The sequence below is a fragment of the Nocardia elegans NBRC 108235 genome (assembly GCF_001612845.1).
GTDB classification, from domain to species: Bacteria; Actinomycetota; Actinomycetes; order Mycobacteriales; family Mycobacteriaceae; genus Nocardia; species Nocardia nova.
The window spans coordinates 13009-29771 of the sequence record NZ_BDBF01000055.1; the positions used below are offsets into that span (position 1 = coordinate 13009).

20 protein-coding genes are annotated in these 16763 nt (G+C 66.9%); 12 read left to right on the forward strand and 8 right to left on the reverse strand.

Annotated features, from left to right (window positions below):
* Positions 1-76: 76 nt before the first annotated feature.
* Positions 77-1258: an NAD(P)/FAD-dependent oxidoreductase gene (locus NE2_RS29740; RefSeq protein WP_063031526.1), complete on the forward strand. Its 1182-nt coding sequence runs from the start codon at positions 77-79 to the stop codon at positions 1256-1258.
* Positions 1255-2178, forward strand: coding sequence for an RNA polymerase sigma factor SigJ (gene sigJ / locus NE2_RS29745; RefSeq protein WP_063031474.1), 924 nt, complete (start codon positions 1255-1257; stop codon positions 2176-2178). The genes NE2_RS29740 and sigJ overlap by 4 nt, the downstream gene beginning before the upstream one ends.
* Positions 2179-2316: 138 nt before the next feature.
* On the opposite strand, the gene NE2_RS29750 is transcribed toward sigJ, so the two are convergent.
* Complete coding sequence (locus NE2_RS29750; RefSeq protein ID WP_063031476.1) at positions 2317-3204, reverse strand: LLM class flavin-dependent oxidoreductase; 888 nt, start codon at positions 3202-3204, stop codon at positions 2317-2319.
* A 237-nt stretch (positions 3205-3441) separates the two neighbouring features.
* Here NE2_RS29750 and NE2_RS29755 point away from each other — a divergent pair, with 237 nt between their 5' ends.
* From NE2_RS29755 to NE2_RS29765, 3 genes are all read left to right on the forward strand, one after another.
* A complete protein-coding gene (locus NE2_RS29755; RefSeq protein WP_063031478.1) occupies positions 3442-4197 on the forward strand; it encodes a class I SAM-dependent methyltransferase in 756 nt (251 codons plus the stop codon).
* 118 nt (positions 4198-4315) lie between these two features.
* Positions 4316-4699 (forward strand): hypothetical protein, encoded by a 384-nt coding sequence (locus NE2_RS29760; RefSeq protein ID WP_063031480.1) that lies wholly within the window; start codon positions 4316-4318, stop codon positions 4697-4699.
* A gap of 35 nt (positions 4700-4734) precedes the next feature.
* A complete protein-coding gene (locus tag NE2_RS29765; RefSeq protein ID WP_233429917.1) occupies positions 4735-5040 on the forward strand; it encodes a winged helix-turn-helix transcriptional regulator in 306 nt (101 codons plus the stop codon).
* Positions 5041-5151: 111 nt separating this feature from the next.
* Here the strand turns inward: NE2_RS29765 and NE2_RS29770 are convergent, their stop codons facing one another.
* On the reverse strand, positions 5152-5913 hold the full coding sequence (locus tag NE2_RS29770; RefSeq protein WP_063031482.1) for a TetR family transcriptional regulator: 762 nt from the start codon (positions 5911-5913) through the stop codon (positions 5152-5154).
* A 93-nt stretch (positions 5914-6006) separates the two neighbouring features.
* Between NE2_RS29770 and NE2_RS29775 the strand changes: the two genes are divergently transcribed.
* The gene (locus tag NE2_RS29775) at positions 6007-7218 is read left to right on the forward strand and encodes an FAD-dependent monooxygenase (protein ID WP_063031484.1); all 1212 of its coding nucleotides are present in this window, start codon (positions 6007-6009) and stop codon (positions 7216-7218) included.
* Positions 7219-7298: 80 nt separating this feature from the next.
* Here the strand turns inward: NE2_RS29775 and NE2_RS29780 are convergent, their stop codons facing one another.
* Positions 7299-7562: a hypothetical protein gene (locus NE2_RS29780; protein WP_063031486.1), complete on the reverse strand. Its 264-nt coding sequence runs from the start codon at positions 7560-7562 to the stop codon at positions 7299-7301.
* A 223-nt stretch (positions 7563-7785) separates the two neighbouring features.
* On the reverse strand, positions 7786-8184 hold the full coding sequence (locus NE2_RS29785; protein WP_063031488.1) for a PPOX class F420-dependent oxidoreductase: 399 nt from the start codon (positions 8182-8184) through the stop codon (positions 7786-7788).
* Positions 8185-8602: 418 nt separating this feature from the next.
* Here NE2_RS29785 and NE2_RS29790 point away from each other — a divergent pair, with 418 nt between their 5' ends.
* On the forward strand, positions 8603-9829 hold the full coding sequence (locus NE2_RS29790; protein ID WP_063031490.1) for an FAD-dependent monooxygenase: 1227 nt from the start codon (positions 8603-8605) through the stop codon (positions 9827-9829).
* Here the strand turns inward: NE2_RS29790 and NE2_RS29795 are convergent.
* Positions 9809-10336 carry an HIT family protein gene (locus NE2_RS29795; RefSeq protein ID WP_063909520.1) on the reverse strand — a complete coding sequence of 176 codons (528 nt, stop codon included), beginning with the start codon at positions 10334-10336 and terminating at the stop codon, positions 9809-9811. The genes NE2_RS29790 and NE2_RS29795 overlap by 21 nt on opposite strands.
* Positions 10337-10405: 69 nt before the next feature.
* The gene (locus tag NE2_RS29800) at positions 10406-10771 is read right to left on the reverse strand and encodes a nuclear transport factor 2 family protein (RefSeq protein ID WP_063031492.1); all 366 of its coding nucleotides are present in this window, start codon (positions 10769-10771) and stop codon (positions 10406-10408) included.
* An 87-nt stretch (positions 10772-10858) separates the two neighbouring features.
* Between NE2_RS29800 and NE2_RS29805 the strand changes: the two genes are divergently transcribed.
* The gene (locus NE2_RS29805; RefSeq protein WP_063031530.1) at positions 10859-11653 is read left to right on the forward strand and encodes a helix-turn-helix domain-containing protein; all 795 of its coding nucleotides are present in this window, start codon (positions 10859-10861) and stop codon (positions 11651-11653) included.
* Positions 11654-11710: 57 nt separating this feature from the next.
* Positions 11711-12016 (forward strand): putative quinol monooxygenase, encoded by a 306-nt coding sequence (locus NE2_RS29810; RefSeq protein ID WP_063031494.1) that lies wholly within the window; start codon positions 11711-11713, stop codon positions 12014-12016.
* Between the two features lie 51 nt (positions 12017-12067).
* Here NE2_RS29810 and NE2_RS29815 read toward each other — a convergent pair whose 3' ends face one another.
* Complete coding sequence (locus NE2_RS29815) at positions 12068-12661, reverse strand: TetR/AcrR family transcriptional regulator (protein WP_084494420.1); 594 nt, start codon at positions 12659-12661, stop codon at positions 12068-12070.
* 180 nt (positions 12662-12841) lie between these two features.
* On the opposite strand from NE2_RS29815, the gene NE2_RS29820 reads away from it, so the two are divergent.
* Positions 12842-13111: a tautomerase family protein gene (locus NE2_RS29820; protein ID WP_233429918.1), complete on the forward strand. Its 270-nt coding sequence runs from the start codon at positions 12842-12844 to the stop codon at positions 13109-13111.
* A gap of 145 nt (positions 13112-13256) precedes the next feature.
* Here NE2_RS29820 and NE2_RS29825 read toward each other — a convergent pair whose 3' ends face one another.
* Complete coding sequence (locus tag NE2_RS29825; protein WP_030518332.1) at positions 13257-14933, reverse strand: fumarate hydratase; 1677 nt, start codon at positions 14931-14933, stop codon at positions 13257-13259.
* Positions 14934-15184: 251 nt separating this feature from the next.
* Between NE2_RS29825 and NE2_RS29830 the strand changes: the two genes are divergently transcribed.
* Together NE2_RS29830 and NE2_RS29835 are read left to right on the forward strand one after the other, a co-directional pair.
* Complete coding sequence (locus NE2_RS29830; RefSeq protein ID WP_063015808.1) at positions 15185-15712, forward strand: MarR family winged helix-turn-helix transcriptional regulator; 528 nt, start codon at positions 15185-15187, stop codon at positions 15710-15712.
* A 152-nt stretch (positions 15713-15864) separates the two neighbouring features.
* Positions 15865-16758: an STAS domain-containing protein gene (locus NE2_RS29835; protein WP_030518330.1), complete on the forward strand. Its 894-nt coding sequence runs from the start codon at positions 15865-15867 to the stop codon at positions 16756-16758.
* Positions 16759-16763 lie beyond the last annotated feature (5 nt).

Below are 16763 nucleotides of genomic sequence, written 5' to 3' on the forward strand. Positions count from 1 at the left end.
GGATGCATTCCGGCTGTTGCTAGGTGACGCGTGTCACGCCGTGTTACGTCGGGGGGCTGTCCGGTGTCTGATGGGCATGACTGATCACAACGACACTACCGAAATCGTCGTCATCGGCGGCGGATACGCAGGCGTCATGGCGGCCAACCGGCTGCGCAAACGCCAGGACGTGACCGTCACGCTCGTCAATCCCCGTCCGCGATTCGTCGAGCGTATTCGGCTCCACCAGTTCGTCGCCCGAACCCGCAGCGCCACGCTCGACTACCACACGCTGCTCGGCAACGGCGTGCGGCTGCTGGTCGACCGCGCCACCCGAATCGACACGGGCGCCCGCACTGTACTGCTCGAATCGGGGCGTGTTCTCGACTACGACTACGTGATCTACGCAGTCGGCAGTACCGCCCACTCGCCCACCTCCGTACCTGGCGCGGCCGAATTCGCCCACCCCATCGGCGAGTGGGAACACGCCGAACGATTGCAGACCGCGATCGACGAATTGGCCCGGGATGCCCGTATCACCGTTGTCGGTGGCGGCCCCACCGGCATCGAAACCGCCGCCGAACTGGCCGATCAGGGCCGCGCCGTCACGCTGGTCGGTGGCGGCCGGTTGGCGCCGACGTTCCGGGAACCGGCCCGGCGCTCGGTGCTGAAATGGCTGTCCTCGAACCGGGTCGAGGTGCGCGAGGATGCGCGGGTGGCGAAGGTGTGGCCGGACGCGGTGATGTTGGCGGATGGCACCGTGCTGGCCGGCGCCCTCACGATCTGGACCGCCGGATTCGGTGTGCCGGATCTCGCTGCCGACAGCGGCCTGCCTGTCGATGCGCTCGGCCGGCTACTCACCGATGAGACACTGACCAGCGTGGGCGACGATCGCATCATCGCGGCCGGTGACGCCGCCGCACCTTCGGGCCGGCCGCTGCGTATGAGCTGCCAGGCCGCCGCGCCGCTGGGTCTGCACGCCGCCGATACCGTCCTGGCCCGCATCGCCGGCACCTGTCCCGGCATGCTGAACATCGGGTTCATCGGCACCGGTATCAGCCTGGGCCGCCGCGCCGCGGCGGTGCAGTTCAGCCACCGTGACGACACGGCCGGAAAACTTCACCTCGGCGGTCGCTGGGGTGTCCCGATCAAGGAGGCGGCGAGTAATGGTGCGGTGACGGGAATTCGGAAGGAAGCCCGCAAACCCGGCTCGCTCTCGATCTACAAGGGTGCCGGACACCGGCACCCGCTGCCGACGGCGGAGAACGTCACGCGATGACCGCCACTACCGAACACTCCGAGCGGTTCACCTTGCTGCGACCGCTGTTGTTCACGATCGCCTACGAAATCCTGGGCTCCGCGACGGAATCCGATGATGTCCTCCAGGACAGCTACTTGCACTGGTCCCGGGTGGATCTCGCGATCGTGCGGGATACCAAATCGTATCTGGCACAACTGGTGACCCGGCAGGCTATCAACGCGGTACGGGCCGGTTCCCGCCGACGCGAAGACTACGTCGGCCCGTGGCTGCCCGAGCCGCTGCTGATCAGCGAACAGGATGCGGTCACCGATGTGGTGCTCGCCGAATCGGTATCGATGGGGATGCTGGTGCTGCTCGAAACACTCACTCCCGATGAGCGCGCGATCTTCGTGCTGCACGAGGTATTCGGCTTCGCCTACGACGAAATAGGTTCGGCGATAGGCAAATCCGCGAACGCGGTACGCCAGATGGCTTACCGTGCCCGTGCTCACGTCCGAGCGCGACGCAACCGATTCGGGCCCGTCGACTCCGCCCGCACCGCCGATCTCACCGAACGATTCCTGGCGGCGGCGACCACCGGCGACCTGTCCGGACTGCTGGCGCTGCTCGCACCCGATGTCGCCTTCACCACCGACAGCGGAGGCAAGGTCAGCGCGGCCGGCCCGCGGGCACGGGGAGCGCAGGATGTGGCCACCATTGTGATCGACGTATTCCACATGGTCGGACGGGTGCCCGGCCTGCGGCTCGAGTCGGCGACCTACAACCACACCCCTGCGATCGCGATCTACGACGGCGATCGGCAGGAGGCCGCCTGCCTACTCGAGAGCGCCGACGGCCGGATCACCAACCTCTACATCATCCGAAATCCGGACAAACTCGCGCCCCTCGCGGTCCCGCGCGCCATCACGCGCAGCGACCCGACCGTGCACAGGCCATAACGCGCCCCGGCCGGCGCCCATCCTGGGCGGACGGCACGCCGGCCAGGTTCGTCCACTCGGTCAGTTGCCACTCTGCCAAGTGGCGTTTGTTCACTCGGTTCCGGTTGGCGCTCTTGCGATTTGCGCACCTTTCGCGCGTCAGGGTCGTGTGACCACCACCTCGGACGCGACCTCGAGGAAGTTCAGGTCGGTGACGGCCGGAACCAGGATGAACTCGTCGCATCCGGCCCGCTCCGCGCCGTCGAGAATGCCGGCGAGCGCCTCGGGACTCGACGCCCGCGCCGACGCGGCGACCAGGTCGGCCAGGTCGGATCCGAGGAACCCGAGGTAGCGAGCGGTGAAAGAACGCAGCGCCTCGGACGCGTCGGTGACGCCCAAGGCGGTGAAGCAGCCGCTGACCTTGCGCGGCGGCGTCGTACGACCGGCCTCGGCCCAGCATCGGTCGGCGAGCTCGCCTACCTTGGCGATCTCCTCGGCGTCGCCGGAGATGCTGAAGCCGGAGATGCCGTCGGCCCACCGCGCCGCCCGACGCATCGCCTTGGGCCCCATCGCACCGGCGAGGATGATCGGCCCACCCGGCTGCACGCACACCGGCCCCACCGGGTCCGCGCCCTCGAACGGGGGTTCGCCGGCCAGCAGTGACTTCAGCTCGGCGACCTTGTCGTCGAGCCGCTGGTGCCGTCGCTCGAAATCGGCGCCGAGAGCGCGGTAGTCGTGCTCGCGAGCGCCGACTCCGACGGCAACCTCGAGACGGCCGTTCGCGAGCTGGTCGAGGGTGCCGATCTGCTGGGCGACCATCGCCATCGGATGCTGTGGGAGCACCCAGAGGTTCGCCAGGACCTGCACTCGCTCGGTGACCGCGGCGCAGGCGCCCAGCGTCGCGACCATCTCCGGATTCGAAAACGTCACCCGCTCACCGACGGAAACGCTCGAGAAGGGGCCCGCGTCGATTCTCCGCGCCCAGTCGAGCGTCGTACCCGGTCCGTAGCCGGGAGCCATCTGCGGAAGTGCGACACCGATCTTCATGGGGCGACCCTCTCAAACTCACCTGGCCCCGGTCACGCGATCCCCGATATCGCTCGGAGCTTCACATGCGGTTCGTCCTCGACCGCGACCGGCGCCATGGCGTTCGCTACACGACTCACAAGACCGATCCCGGCAGAAGGCGCTCTTCCACGGCGTCGCGCGGGATAATAGGCCATCCGAAGTGATTGGCTCACAAGGCTTTACAGCGCAGACTCCTGACATGTCAGGATGGGGCGCATGACTTCGGTTCCGGAAGGCCATGCATTCACCGCTGATCCGGCCGCGGTGAGCGGCTACGACAGCATCGCCGAGGACTACGCGGCCGAAAACGAGACCGGCCTCCTGCACGCGTACTACAACCGGCCCGCGATCCTGGAGCTCGCCGGGAATATGTCCGGGCGCCGGATCCTCGATGCCAGCTGCGGCTCGGGTCTCCTGTTCGCCGCGCTGCGCGCCCGTGGCGCCGGCGTGACCGGCATCGACGCGAGTGCCCGGATGCTGGAGCAGGCCCGGCAGCACCTCGGCGCCGACGCGGATGTGCGAGTCGCCGACCTGGCCGATCCGCTGCCCTTTCCCGACGACGCGTTCGATGATGTCGTCGCGTCTATGGTCTTGCACTATCTGCGAGATTGGGGACCGACTCTCGCCGAGTTGCGACGAGTGCTGGTCCCCGGCGGCAGACTCCTAGTCTCGGTCGAGCATCCTTTCGCCAACTTCCTCGGGCAGCGCCTGGCCGGTGACCCGACCAACTACTTCGAGGTCCGCAACCGGATCGAGGAATGGACCATGGGCGGCCGGACCGCCCGGCTGAGCTTCTGGGACCGGCCATTACACGCGATGACCGACGCCTTCACCGCAGCGGGATTCCGCATCGGCGTCATCAGCGAACCCCCGGCCCTGCCCGCCGCCCGCGACCTGATCCCCGAGGTGCTCGGCGAGAGCACCGACAACAGATTCCTGTGCTTCCTGTTCTTCGTCCTGCACGCCGCCTGACAACCACAGCCTCGGGCGCGGCCAGTCCTGGATGTCCGGACAATGCCCCGGATTCCCGACAGGATCCCCCAGGCCGCAAGAACTGGCATCCACTCCAGCGTGCCTCTAAAATAGAGGCATGACCGAAAGTCTCATCCTGCCGGTGTGGCGATCGAAAGACACCACGCAACTGCCGGCCTTGCTCGCCGAAGGCGTGACCTTCTCGAGCCCGGTCGCCGACTACCACGGGCGGGCCCGCGCGGGTCATCTGCTGGCCACGATCGCGACGGTGCTCGACTCGGTGCAGCAGACGCGGCAGTGGACCGACGGGCAGCAACGGATGTTCGCCTTCACCGCCCGATTCGCCGACCAGGAACTTCAGGGTGTGCTGCGGGAAGAGCTCTCCGAGACCGGAAGCTTGACCCACGTGACACTGTTCCTGCGGCCGTATCGGGTTCTGCGCGCGGCCATCGCGGAAATGGCACGGCGACTGGAAGATTCGCCCCCGCCGCAGGCGGCGTGACCGTGGCGGCCGAAACGCCACGTCCGGGGCACCCGGTGCGCGGATCGACCAGCGGGCGCCCGATCATGGCGCTGTTCAATCTGCTCGGGCGGCGCTGGGTGCTGCGGGTAATCTGGGAACTCGATCAGGCCTCGGGGCCGCTCACCTTCCGCGAACTGCGCACCGCATGCGGCGACCTCTCCTCGAGCGTGCTGACCCGCCGGCTGTCCGAACTCACCGAGGCGCGCCTGGTCGAACACCAGGAGGGTTATCGGCTGACCCGCGCCGGGCGCACGCTCGTCGAGCGGCTCACACCGCTGACGCAGTGGGCGACGGAGTGGCGCATGACGATGGACGAGTAACCACTCCGGGCCAGAGGGCAGCGGTAACGCTCATTCGGATACCGCACCGGGCCGCCGGGGTCGACATCGCGCTGGATCACCGAACCGGCCCTCGACGTATCAAAAATAGATTTATGAGACGGTCGGGCCGTCGTCGGAAGTTGTGAGATTCCGATAGACGGTCGCACGGGACACACCCAGGCTCGCGGCGATCTCGTCGACGGTACATTCGCCGGAATCGCGCATTCGCCGAGCGGTTTCGACCATCGCGGGGGTCATCGCACCCGGTCGACCGCGACCGGTCCGGCGTCGTGAGGTGTCGGCGGGCTGCCCGGACGCGCGAGCAGTGACACGGGACGGCGCCCCACCCAGCAGTCGCTGCACCCCGTCGAGAATGGCTACGCGCAAACGTTTTTCGCTCTGGTCGGCAAAGAACACCACCGGATCGCTGAGCGCCGCGTAGATCTGCGCGGCCCGCACCCGCGCGGTGAGATCCGCGTCGGGGCCGGCGAGCAATGCCTGCGCGGTCAGGGCGATGTCACGCAGCCGCCGGTAGGTGGCGGCATCGGCCGACAGCGCCTGGTCCTGCATATGTATCCGCAGCAATGGCCGATGCTGGAGCCAGGTATCGATGAGCCCTTCGGCCACTGCCCACCGTCGCGCGTCCGGATCCCGGATGGATCGGACCGATTCGAGCATGGCCTCGGTGTCTGCGAGCAATGGTTCGACCAAGGCGACAACGATGTCGCTCTTACTCGGAAAGTGGTAGAGCACAGCAGTTTTGGTCAGGCCGACCTGCTCCGAGATCTCCCGCACGGAGACGGCATGGTAGCCGCGCTCGGCGAACATCACCAGCGCGGTGCGCAGGATTCGAGCACGCGAATCGTCACTCACGGTCCCCGATCCTACCCCTTGACTGACCGACGGTCAGCGCCTTATCGTTGAAGCCTGACCAATGGTCAGTATTTTTGCGACAAGGGGAACGCGATGAAGAACGAGCGGATTCTGATTTCCGGCGCCGGTATCGCCGGACAGGTGTTGGGGTACTGGCTGGCACGGCATGGATTTCGGCCCACCGTGGTCGAACGAGCACCCCGGTTGCGGACCGGCGGCCAAGGGGTCGATATCCGCGATCAGGCGATCGACGTGGCCGAGAAGATGGGGATCATGGCGCGTGTGCGGGATTCCGCGGCCGACGTCGCGGGGATGAGATTCGTCCGCGCCGACGGACGCGACCTCGCCCGGATCGACATGCAGGGAATCAAGGAGAAGTACGGCAGCACCGAGGCGGAGATCATGCGTGGCGATCTCGTCCGGATCCTGCACGACATCACCGCCGACAACGTCGAGTACATCTTCGGCGACTCCATCCGCGGGCTCGAGCAGGAGGACGACGGTGTCACCGTCACCTTCGAGCATGCGCCGACGCGACGCTTCGACCTGGTGATCGGAGCCGACGGCCTGCACTCGACGGTCCGGCGACTGGCCTTCGGCCCGGAGTCCGACCACGTGCGGCACATGGACCACTACTTCGCCTTCGGTAACACCGACTCGGCATGGGGGCCCGATCGGTGGATGACGGTCTTCAATACGCCGGGACACTTCGCCGGGATCTACCGCTCGGGCCGCCACACACAGGCCAAGGCGTATCTCATGTTCCGCAGTCCGCGGCGCGATATCGACCCGCGCGACCAGGAGGCAGCGCGAGCGCTGCTCGCCACCGAGTTCCGTGGCGAAAACGCCTGGCACGTGCCGGAATTGCTGCAAAGCGTACTCGCCGATCCCGACGCCTACATCGACACGCTCGGCCAAGTTCGCATGAATTCCTGGTCGATCGACAGGGTCGCGCTGGTCGGCGACGCCGCCTACTGCGCGTCTCCGGCCTCGGGCGCCGGGGCCGAACTGGCGTTGATCGGGGCCTATCGACTCGCGGGTGAGCTCGCAGCCGCCGGCGGCGACCATCGCATCGCCTTCCACCGGTACGAGCGGGCCCACCGGCCGTTGGTCGACCGCAAACAAAAGATCGGCCCCAACCTGCGACTGATGGCCCCGAAAACACGGGTCGGCATCGCCGTGCGCAACCTCATCACCCGCCTGCCGCTCCTGGAATCGATGGCCGGAATGGAACGCATCATGGCCCCCAAGTCCACCGAACAACTCCCCGACTACAGGCCGCCGGCAGCGACCACCGCGGAATGAACCGATTCGGCGCACAGTGCCACCGCGGTTCGCCTCGCGCCCGCTGGTCCCTCGTCGACGCCGGCCGGGTTCAGCCGGAATCAGGAATCTTTGTCCTTGCGAAGTTCGTCCGGTGGTTTGTTCTCGGTGATCTGCTCGCCGACCGAGTCGGCGAAGGCGGTACCGGCGACCATGCCGTCGGTACCGGGTACGACGACGCTGGCCCGGGCGCCGGGCTCGTAGATCTTGTCCAGCCTGTCGGCTTCCTTCTTGGCCCGCTCGCGGGTTTCCCGATCCGGTTCCGGCGCGGCCGTCTCGGCGGGCTTGGCGGTCGACTCCGAGGCATCCGATGTGTTCTCCGTCATAGTGGCGTGATTCCCGCCCGTCCCGCTCTTACACAGGCTCTGCGATCATCGAGGTCGGCGTTCGACATCGGTGCGGTGGGAGAACCTCGCGACCGGCCCGATCCACGACATCCACCGGCGAGGTGCCCCATCGGACTACCCGCGGCCTGTGCCGGCATCGCGGCGCCGCGTGCGCGCCGGCACGACCTCTGCTCACGCCGCGTAGCGCGACGCACCGTAGCGACTACTCGGGCTTGCGACTGGTGAAGTCGAAGGATCCGCTGTCGATGCCCCAGGAGATGATCCGTTCGGGGATGATGCGGATGATCGCGCGTTCCTGGGGCGGGAACGGGGGCTCCTCGTCGTCGAGCGCAACGGCGGTGCCGCGCACCTCGATGCCGCGAATTTCGTAGGGCTCCACCGACACCTGCTGGTCGACGACGAACGACACGCGGCTGCCCGCCTCGACATTGCGATACTTTCGGCTGGCGCGCATGCGCATACCCCCGATGTCGATGGTGCCGTCGGCGTTCACCCGATAGCTGGTCGGATTGTTCTGCACGACGCCGTCGGGTGACACCGTGGCGAGGCGGCCGATTCCGGCCTCGGCGAGGAACTTCTGCTCGTTGATGGTGAAGGTCATGTCGGTTACTCCTCGGTGAACTCGAATCGCGTTGCGCTCCCAGCGATCAGCCGGAAGTTGTCGATGGCGCCGAGCGTGAGCGATCCGGCTCCCCACCGAAATCTATCAACGCTAGCGACTAGAGCGACGGTAGCATCACGTGCGATAGATTGTCTAGTGCTGCTAGATTTCAGTCCGTGGGCAGAGGTTTTTGCTCGAATCAACAAGCTCCACAGGCCGTTCCGCCCGAGCAAACACAAACGACCTCGGCAACACCGATGAATTCTCCGCGGCCCCGCCGTCGACACCACTGGATACCGACAGCACTGGGCCCGTCCCAGCGCGGGAACAAGCACAGGGAGGCAACGATGGGCACTCACGGACCCGAGCGGGGGCAGAGGAACCGTTCAGTGATCGGTACGGGTGAGCAGGGGGCGCTGTGAGCGGGACCCGAGTGTTGGTGACGGGGGCGAGCATCGCCGGGCCCGCACTGGCCCACTGGCTTGTCCGGAGGGGCGCCGAGGTGACCGTGGTGGAGCGGGCGCCCGGACTGCGACCCGGCGGTCAGGCCGTGGACGCGCGCGGAGTGACCAAAGAGGTCATCCGGCGGATGGGACTCGACGCGGCGGTGCGCGCCGCGCGCACCGAGACCGCCGGCGCGTACACCGTGGACGCGAACGGCACAGTGCTGGAGACCTTTCGGGCGGACGACGACGGCGGCGACGGATACATCTCCGAGATCGAAATCCTGCGCGGGGACCTGTCCCGGGTGCTCTACGACGACACCCGCGACGATGCCGAGTACCTCTTCGGCGATCGGATCGCCGAACTGACCCAGGACGCGGACGGGGTCGACGTCGTCTTCGCGGGCGGCGATCGGCGGCGCTTCGACCTGGTGATCGGGGCGGACGGGCTGCACTCGGCGTTGCGCGCCATGGTTTTCGGCCCGCGCGAGCAGTTCATCCGTCATCTCGGGCAGGCACTGGCCTTCTACACCGTGCCCAACGAGTTCGGGCTCGAGCGCTGGCTGATCGATTATCAGGAGTCCGGGCGGTCCGCCGGTCTGCGGCCCATCCCCGACTCTACCAAGGCCATGGCCATGTTCTCCTTCACCGCCGCCGACCTCGACGTCGACTACCGCGACGTCGAGGCCCAGAAGCGCCTGCTCCGAGAGCGGATGGCCGGCATGGGCTGGTTGACTCCGCGCATCCTCGCGCATCTGGACGACACTCCGGACTTCTATCTCGACCAGGTCGCCCAGGTGGTGATGGACCGATGGTCCAGCGGCCGGGTGGGGTTGCTCGGGGACGCGGCGTTCAGCTCCTCACCGCTGTCCGGACAGGGCACCGGGCTGGCCCTGGTCGGCGCCTACCTGCTGGCCGGAGAACTGGCCACCGCCGACTGGGACCCGAAAATCGGATTCGCCCGCTACGAGGAACAGATGCGCCCGTACGTCGAGGCCAACCAGGAAATCGGCCGATTGCACGCGCGCAGCCGTGAGGTCCCCACGCCCGACTCGGAGCCGAGCCCCGATTTCACCGGCGAATGGTTCGCCGAGTTGATCGAACGCGCGCTCAACGGCGTCGAACTGCCCGACTACGCAGGAGTCCCCGACTCGGGGATCACGGCCACACCACCGACCACCTCAGTGACCGGACGCCGGTAGGCCACCGCCGAGTCGAGTGTGCCCTCGTGCCCGCTCCCCCGCATCGGAGGACTGGGCCGGCTCTGCCGCCGGCCCGAAGTGGGCGGAGAGGCGCTCGCACAACGGAATCAGGGCGGACTCCTCGATCCGCGGACCGCTGTCCCAGGAGTCGATGCCGAACCAGTTCACAGAATCGGGGGTGCCTTGCGGGCGCACGAAGACATGCTGATGAAAGTGCGCAACGCTGCGGCCGGTAACCGCAGAGAACACGAATTCGGGGGCAAGCTCGGCCCGCAGGGCGACGGCGGCCCGGCGAACCGCCCACCCGATCGCGGCGCCTTCGGCGTCGTTCAGATCGGCCAAAGTCGGTGCGTGACGGACAGTTTCGACGAACAGGTAGCCGGGAATCGGTGAACCCTCGGACAGCGGACGGTGCGTCACCACCACCAGATCATCGGCGTAGATCACCGGACCGACCAGACGTCCGACGCCACGATGCTTATCGCAGATCAGGCATTCGCTCCCCACTCGGCGACACTAGCCGAAAAGCCGAGGCGACGCTGGAGCATGTCGGCCGGACCGGCGATGATGCGCTGTTCAGAACATCCCGTTCGGTATCTGATCGGGTTCGGGGACGGGCTGGACGACATCCCAGTGTTCGATGATCTGCCCGTTCTCGAGCCGCCAGATATCCACGACGGCGACATCGGGCTCATCGCCTCCGGGGGACATGCGGTAGTGCAGCACCACGTAGTCGTCCTCGGCGATGACCCGCGCGAGTTCGAGGTGTGCGCCGGCGACCGGGGCGGTGGTGATGAACTCGATGAAATCGTCTCGACCGCTGGGGTTTCCGGGGCTGTGCTCGATGAACTTCTCGTGCAGCAGGGTGCGGAGCACGTCGATGTTTCCTGCCGCGAACTCGCGGAAGCCGTCGACGACGAGTTGTTTGTCGGTCTTGTCCATGCGACGACTGTTGCTCAGGTGCGCGGGGCGCGTCGATTACATGCGGTGTAATGGCGGCGACGCTCGGTGACCGAGCAGACTCGGAGCATGACGAGCGACCGGCCGATCGGGGAACTGCTGCGCGAATGGCGGCACCGCAGCCGGTTGAGCCAGCTGGATCTGGCCATTCAGGCGGAGGTGTCGCCTCGGCACATCAGTTTTGTCGAAACGGGACGGACGATTCCCAGCAGCGCGATGGTCCTGCACCTGGCCGAGCAGTTGCGGGTGCCGTTGCGGGAACGCAATCGACTGCTGGTCGCCGCCGGGCACGCACCGGTCTTCCGGGAGCAGCCCCTGCACGACCCCGATCTGGCCCGAGCTCGGGAGACCGTCCAACAGGTGCTGCTGGGGCACGAACCCTATCCGGCACTCGCGGTGGACCGTCGATGGAATCTGTTGCTGGCCAACAGTGCCGTCGACGTATTCCTGCACGGAGCCGGCCCGGCGCTGCTGGGCCCGCCGATCAACATGATGCGATTGGGACTGCATCCGGACGGGCTGGCGCCGAGGATCCGCAATCTGGACCAGGTGCGCGGGTATCTGTTGCCCCGGCTCGCCCACCAGGCCGCACGCACGGGAGATCCGCAGCTGCACGCGTTGTACGCGGAACTGGCGGAGTTCGGCCCCGCGCACGAGCCCCAGCCTCCGGACCCCACCGAGATCGCCTTGCACATCCGGCTCGCACATCGCGGGGCAGAGCTGTGCTTGATCAACACGGTCACAACCTTCGGCGCGGCGTTCGACATCACGCTGGAGGAGATCGCCGTCGAAGCTTATTTCCCCGCCGATCTCGCGACCCGCCGGTTCTTCCAGACGAGCGCAACGACCGACGATCCGCGATAGCCGAACCCGCCCGAGACTCGGGCCCGTCTGCCGAGGCCGGCTGATACTCTCCGCTTCATGCCTGTGATCGTTGCCACCATCACCCCGAAGCCCGACAAATTCGACGAAGTCGCGGAACTCCTCACCCGCCTCATCCCGGAAGTCCACAACGAGGACGGGTGTGAGTTCTACGCCCTGCACCGGGGCAAGGACCGCTTCGTGTTCATCGAGAAGTGGCGCGACATGGCGGCCCTGGGCGCGCACGGCGCTGGGCCGAACCTCAAAGCGTTGAACGAAGGACTCGAAGGCCTGGTCACCGGCTCGCTGGACGTCCAGGTCCTCGAAGCAGTCCCCGCGGGCGACCCGGACAAGGGCGCCCTCTAACCATTCCCTCGCGCCGCGCGGTGACCGGACCGCGCGGCGTTTGTCGTGCGCTCACGCCTCGCTGCGAGGCCCTGCTATCGCAGCCGCGACGATCGTTTCGAGCTCGGCGCCGACGCGGTCGAGCGCTCTGGTGCTGCGCTCGGCGCGGCACATCGCCACACTTCCCTCGACGGCGGCGACGGTCAGCGTGGCGATACGCTCGGCGTCGGCAACGTCGGCTCCATGGTCGCGCAGCGACGCGCTCAGCAGTTCGGTCCATCGAGCGAAGGCGGCGGCCGCTGCTTCGCGAGGGCCTTCCTCGACGTCGGCGAGCTCTTCGACCGAGACCGCCAATACGGGACATCCGGCCCGGAAGTCGTTGTCCACCAGAGTCTTTCGCCACGTGGCGAGGAACGCACGCAGCCCGTCGACCGGTCCGTTGTCGAGCTCGCGGACCAATAGCATGGCGGTCAGGTCACCGGCGAAGGTGACGGCCTCGGTGGCCAGCTGCGTCTTGCCGCCGGGAAAGTAGTGATACGTCGACCCCAGCGGCGCGTGGGCGTATTTGGCCAGTTCGCGCACACTGGTGGCGTTGAGGCCGCGCCGCCGGATCATATCGGCCGCGCCGGCCACCAACTTCCGGCGTGCATCCTGAGATTCCGCCACCCTACCTCCTTGTCTATAACGCCCGTCATATAGTAGCGTGCGCCGATTATAACGATCGTTATAGCCGTTTCCGAAGCGAAGGAGGACATCGATGCCGATGATTCACCTGACCGTGCCCGCCGGCCTGCCCGGCCCGGCGCGCGACGAGCTGTTGCGATCACTTCCGACGACGCTGCTGAAGTGGGAAGGCGCGCCGGACAGCGCGTTCTTCCGGGCGCAGGCGTGGTGCCGTGTCGAGGACGTGGCCGCCAGCGGATTCGCCGCAAAGCCGGACTCGTCACCGACGTCACCGAGCAGGTACTCGCCGCGGCCGGTCTCGCCGACGGCGACGCCTGGCGGGTGTGGGTGCTGATCCACGAACAACCGGAGGGCACCTGGGGCGCCGGCGGAAGCGTCGTGAAATTCAAGGAGCTGGCCGCGCTCGCACAGGGACAGCGCGACAATGCGTGAGCTGCAGTTCATCCGAGCACGCCGGCGGTGTTCGGATGCACCGCGCACCGCTCCACGCCGCGGCGGACGGAGCCGCGCACGGTGGTCCGGCAGCGTAACCGGACCTCGGTCCCGGGCCGCTATCGGCAGCGGCCCGGGCCGAACCTCAGACCCGTTCCTTGGACCGCGTCCGCACGCGCAGCGCGATCGGCTTCTGGGTCTCGGCGAAGAAGTCGTTGCCCTTGTCGTCGACCACGATGAAGGCCGGGAAGTCTTCGACGTCGATCTTCCAGACCGCTTCCATGCCGAGTTCCGGATATTCGAGGACCTCGACGTTCTTGATGCAGTCCAGAGCGAGGCGGGCGGCCGGGCCGCCGATGGAGCCGAGGTAGAAGCCGCCGTGCTCCTTGCACGCCTTGGTCACCTGCGCTGAGCGGTTGCCCTTGGCGAGCATGACGAACGAGCCGCCCGCGGCCTGAAACTGGTCGACGTAGGAGTCCATGCGGCCCGCGGTGGTCGGGCCGAACGAGCCCGACGCGTAACCCTCGGGAGTCTTGGCGGGGCCGGCGTAGTAGACGGCCATATCGCGCAGGTACTGCGGCATCGGCTCGCCGGCGTCGAGGCGCTCCTTGATCTTGGCGTGCGCGATGTCGCGGGCCACCACCAGCGGACCGGTGAGCGAGAGCCGGGTCTTCACCGGGTACTTCGACAGCTCGGCGCGGATCTCCGACATCGGCCGGTTGAGGTCGACCTTCACCACGTCGCCGCCGAGAATCTCGTCGGTCTGTTCCGGAAGATATTGCGCCGGTTCGCGTTCCAGCTGCTCGAGGAACACACCCTCGGGGGTGATCTTGGCCAGCGCCTGGCGGTCGGCCGAACACGACACCGCGATCGCGACCGGGCAGCTCGCGCCGTGGCGCGGCAAGCGGATCACCCGCACGTCGTGGCAGAAGTACTTACCGCCGAATTGCGCGCCGATACCGAAGGACTGGGTCAGCTTGAAGACCTCCTCCTCCAGCTCCAGATCCCGGAAGCCGTGCGCGGCCATCGAACCCTCGGTCGGCATGGTGTCCAGATAGTGCGCGGAGGCGTATTTCGCTGTCTTCAAAGCGAATTCGGCGCTGGTGCCGCCGATGACCACGGCCAGGTGGTACGGCGGGCAGGCGGCGGTGCCCAGCGAGCGGATCTTCTCGTCGAGGAATTCCAGCATCCGGGTGGGGTTCAGGATGGCCTTGGTTTCCTGGTAGAGGAACGACTTGTTCGCCGAGCCGCCACCCTTGGCCATGAACAGGAACTTGTAGGCCGGATGCGCGGGATCGCCTGCGGTGGAATACAACTCGACCTGCGCCGGGAGGTTCGAACCGGTGTTCTTCTCGTCCCACATGGTGATCGGCGCCAGCTGCGAATACCGCAGGTTCAGCTTGGTGTAGGCGTCGAACACGCCGCGCGAGATCCATTCCGCGTCGTCCGCGCCGGTGAGCACGCCCTCGGACTTCTTGCCCATCACGATGGCGGTGCCGGTGTCCTGGCACATCGGCAGGATGCCGCCCGCGGAGATGTTGACGTTCTTGAGCAGGTCCAGCGCGACGAAGCGGTCGTTACCGGAGGATTCCGGGTCGTCGATGATCTTGCGCAGCTGGGCCAGGTGCGCCGGGCGCAGGTAGTGACTGATGTCGTGCATCGCCTCGGCGGTCAGCATCCGCAGCACGTCCGGGTCGACCTGCAGGAACGTGCGTCCGCCCGCTTCGAATGTGCTGACGCCCTCGGTGGTCAGCAACCGGTAGGGGGTCTCGTCGGCTCCGGTGGGAAGCAGATCCGAATAGCGGAACTCAGGCGCGGTCACGAATCGCACTCCTTGTGTGTCTGCGGGTGCACTCGGCCGGCGGGAGAACCGCTCGCGGCCGAAACAACGCTCCGACTCTAATCAGCACACCGCGTCACACCGAGGTCAGGCCAGCCTAATCTTCGTTGCCGAGCACAAAGGTTGCACCTTCAATGCGGTGGGTGTAGGTGTCGATCCGATACCGCGATCTCGGGTATCGCCGACAGCGGGAAGGCAATACCATGACCGACGCAGAACCCTGGAGAGGAATCGTGACCGAACCCCGTTGGCTCGACGATCTCGAAACGCGTGCGTGGCTCGGCTTCGTCTTCACCCGTGATCTCATCGCCGCCGCCGTCGGCCGCGACTCGCTGCGCGCCTCGAATCTCACCTACGTCGAGTACACGGTGCTCGCCCGGCTGGCCGACGCCACCGACCACCGGCGCAGCTTCGCCGAACTGGCCTCGGTGCTGGAATGGTCGCAGAGTCGGCTCTCCCACCAGATCACCCGCATGGAGAAGCGCGGGCTGGTAGCCCGCGAGGCCATCCCCGACGATGCCCGCCGCACCGCCGCCGTACTCACCCCGAAGGGCGCGGAAGTGCTGGCCACCGCCGCTCCCGCCCATGTCGAGAGCGTGCGGCGGCATATGATCGACGTCCTCGACCGCGACCAGCTGGCCGCACTCGCCGACATCTACGACACGTTGCTCACCCATCATCGCGCGCCGGACCCGGGCGTCGAGGCCTGCATCGACCACAGCGGTGCCCTGCCGCGCGAACCCAGCCCGCAGCCGGGCTGATGGGGTGGCCGAGCACACACCTCCGCGACATGTTTCGATTGTTCGCCAGCGGGTATCGAGTGAGACTAGGCTCGACTGCGGCTTCTCGACGGCAGCCACGCGCGAGCGACCCCGACGAACCGACCTCCCTTAGGAAAGGGGCACGAGTTTTCATGTCCGACGTGTCCATCGGCCTCTCTCCGGATTCGATACCGGCGGGTCCGGTCGAGAATCTGCTGCCGCAACTGGTCGAACATCTGCGCCAGAATCGCACTGAGCTACGTGAGGAATGGGCACGCCGTATCGGGGATGCCGCACTGCTGACCGCGATGACCCCGGAGGAGATCTTCTCCGAGGCCACCTCCATCTACGACAACTACGTCGAGGCGCTGCAGACCGGTAGCGTCGAGGCGCTGCAGGCCTACGCCCGCGACCTGTCCGAACGCATCATCCCGCGAGGCGTCGAAACCGACGAGGTCGTCGGCATCGTGCTGCTGCTGCGAGATGTGCTCGCGCGCAGCCTGTTCGAGAAGTACCAGTCCGACTTCGAACTGCTCAAGCGGGTGCTCGACGCCTACGAGCCCGCGGCCAACCGGATCGCCAACACCGTGGCCATCTCGTTCGTGCAGGAGCGCGAGCGCGTCATCCGCCAGCAGCAGGAAGCCATCCGCGAGCTGTCGACGCCGGTGCTGCAGGTGCGTGAGCAGCTGCTGATTCTGCCGATCATCGGCGTACTGGACAGCCAGCGCGCCCGGCAGCTCACCGAACAGCTCCTGCGCGCGATCCGCGCCAACCGCGCCAAGGTGGTCGTCATCGACATCACCGGTGTCCCGATGATCGACTCCACGGTCGCCAACCACCTGGTACAGACCGTCGACGCGTCGAATCTGATGGGTGCCAACGTCATCATCACCGGCCTCTCGTCGGAGATCGCGCTCGCGCTGGTCACCATCGGCCTCGATCTGACGAAGATGAACGCGGTCGGTGACCTACAGGGTGGTATCGAGGAGGCCGAGCGACTGCTCGGCTACGAAATCTCGAGACTCACCGACCGCGACGGACGGTAGTCAAG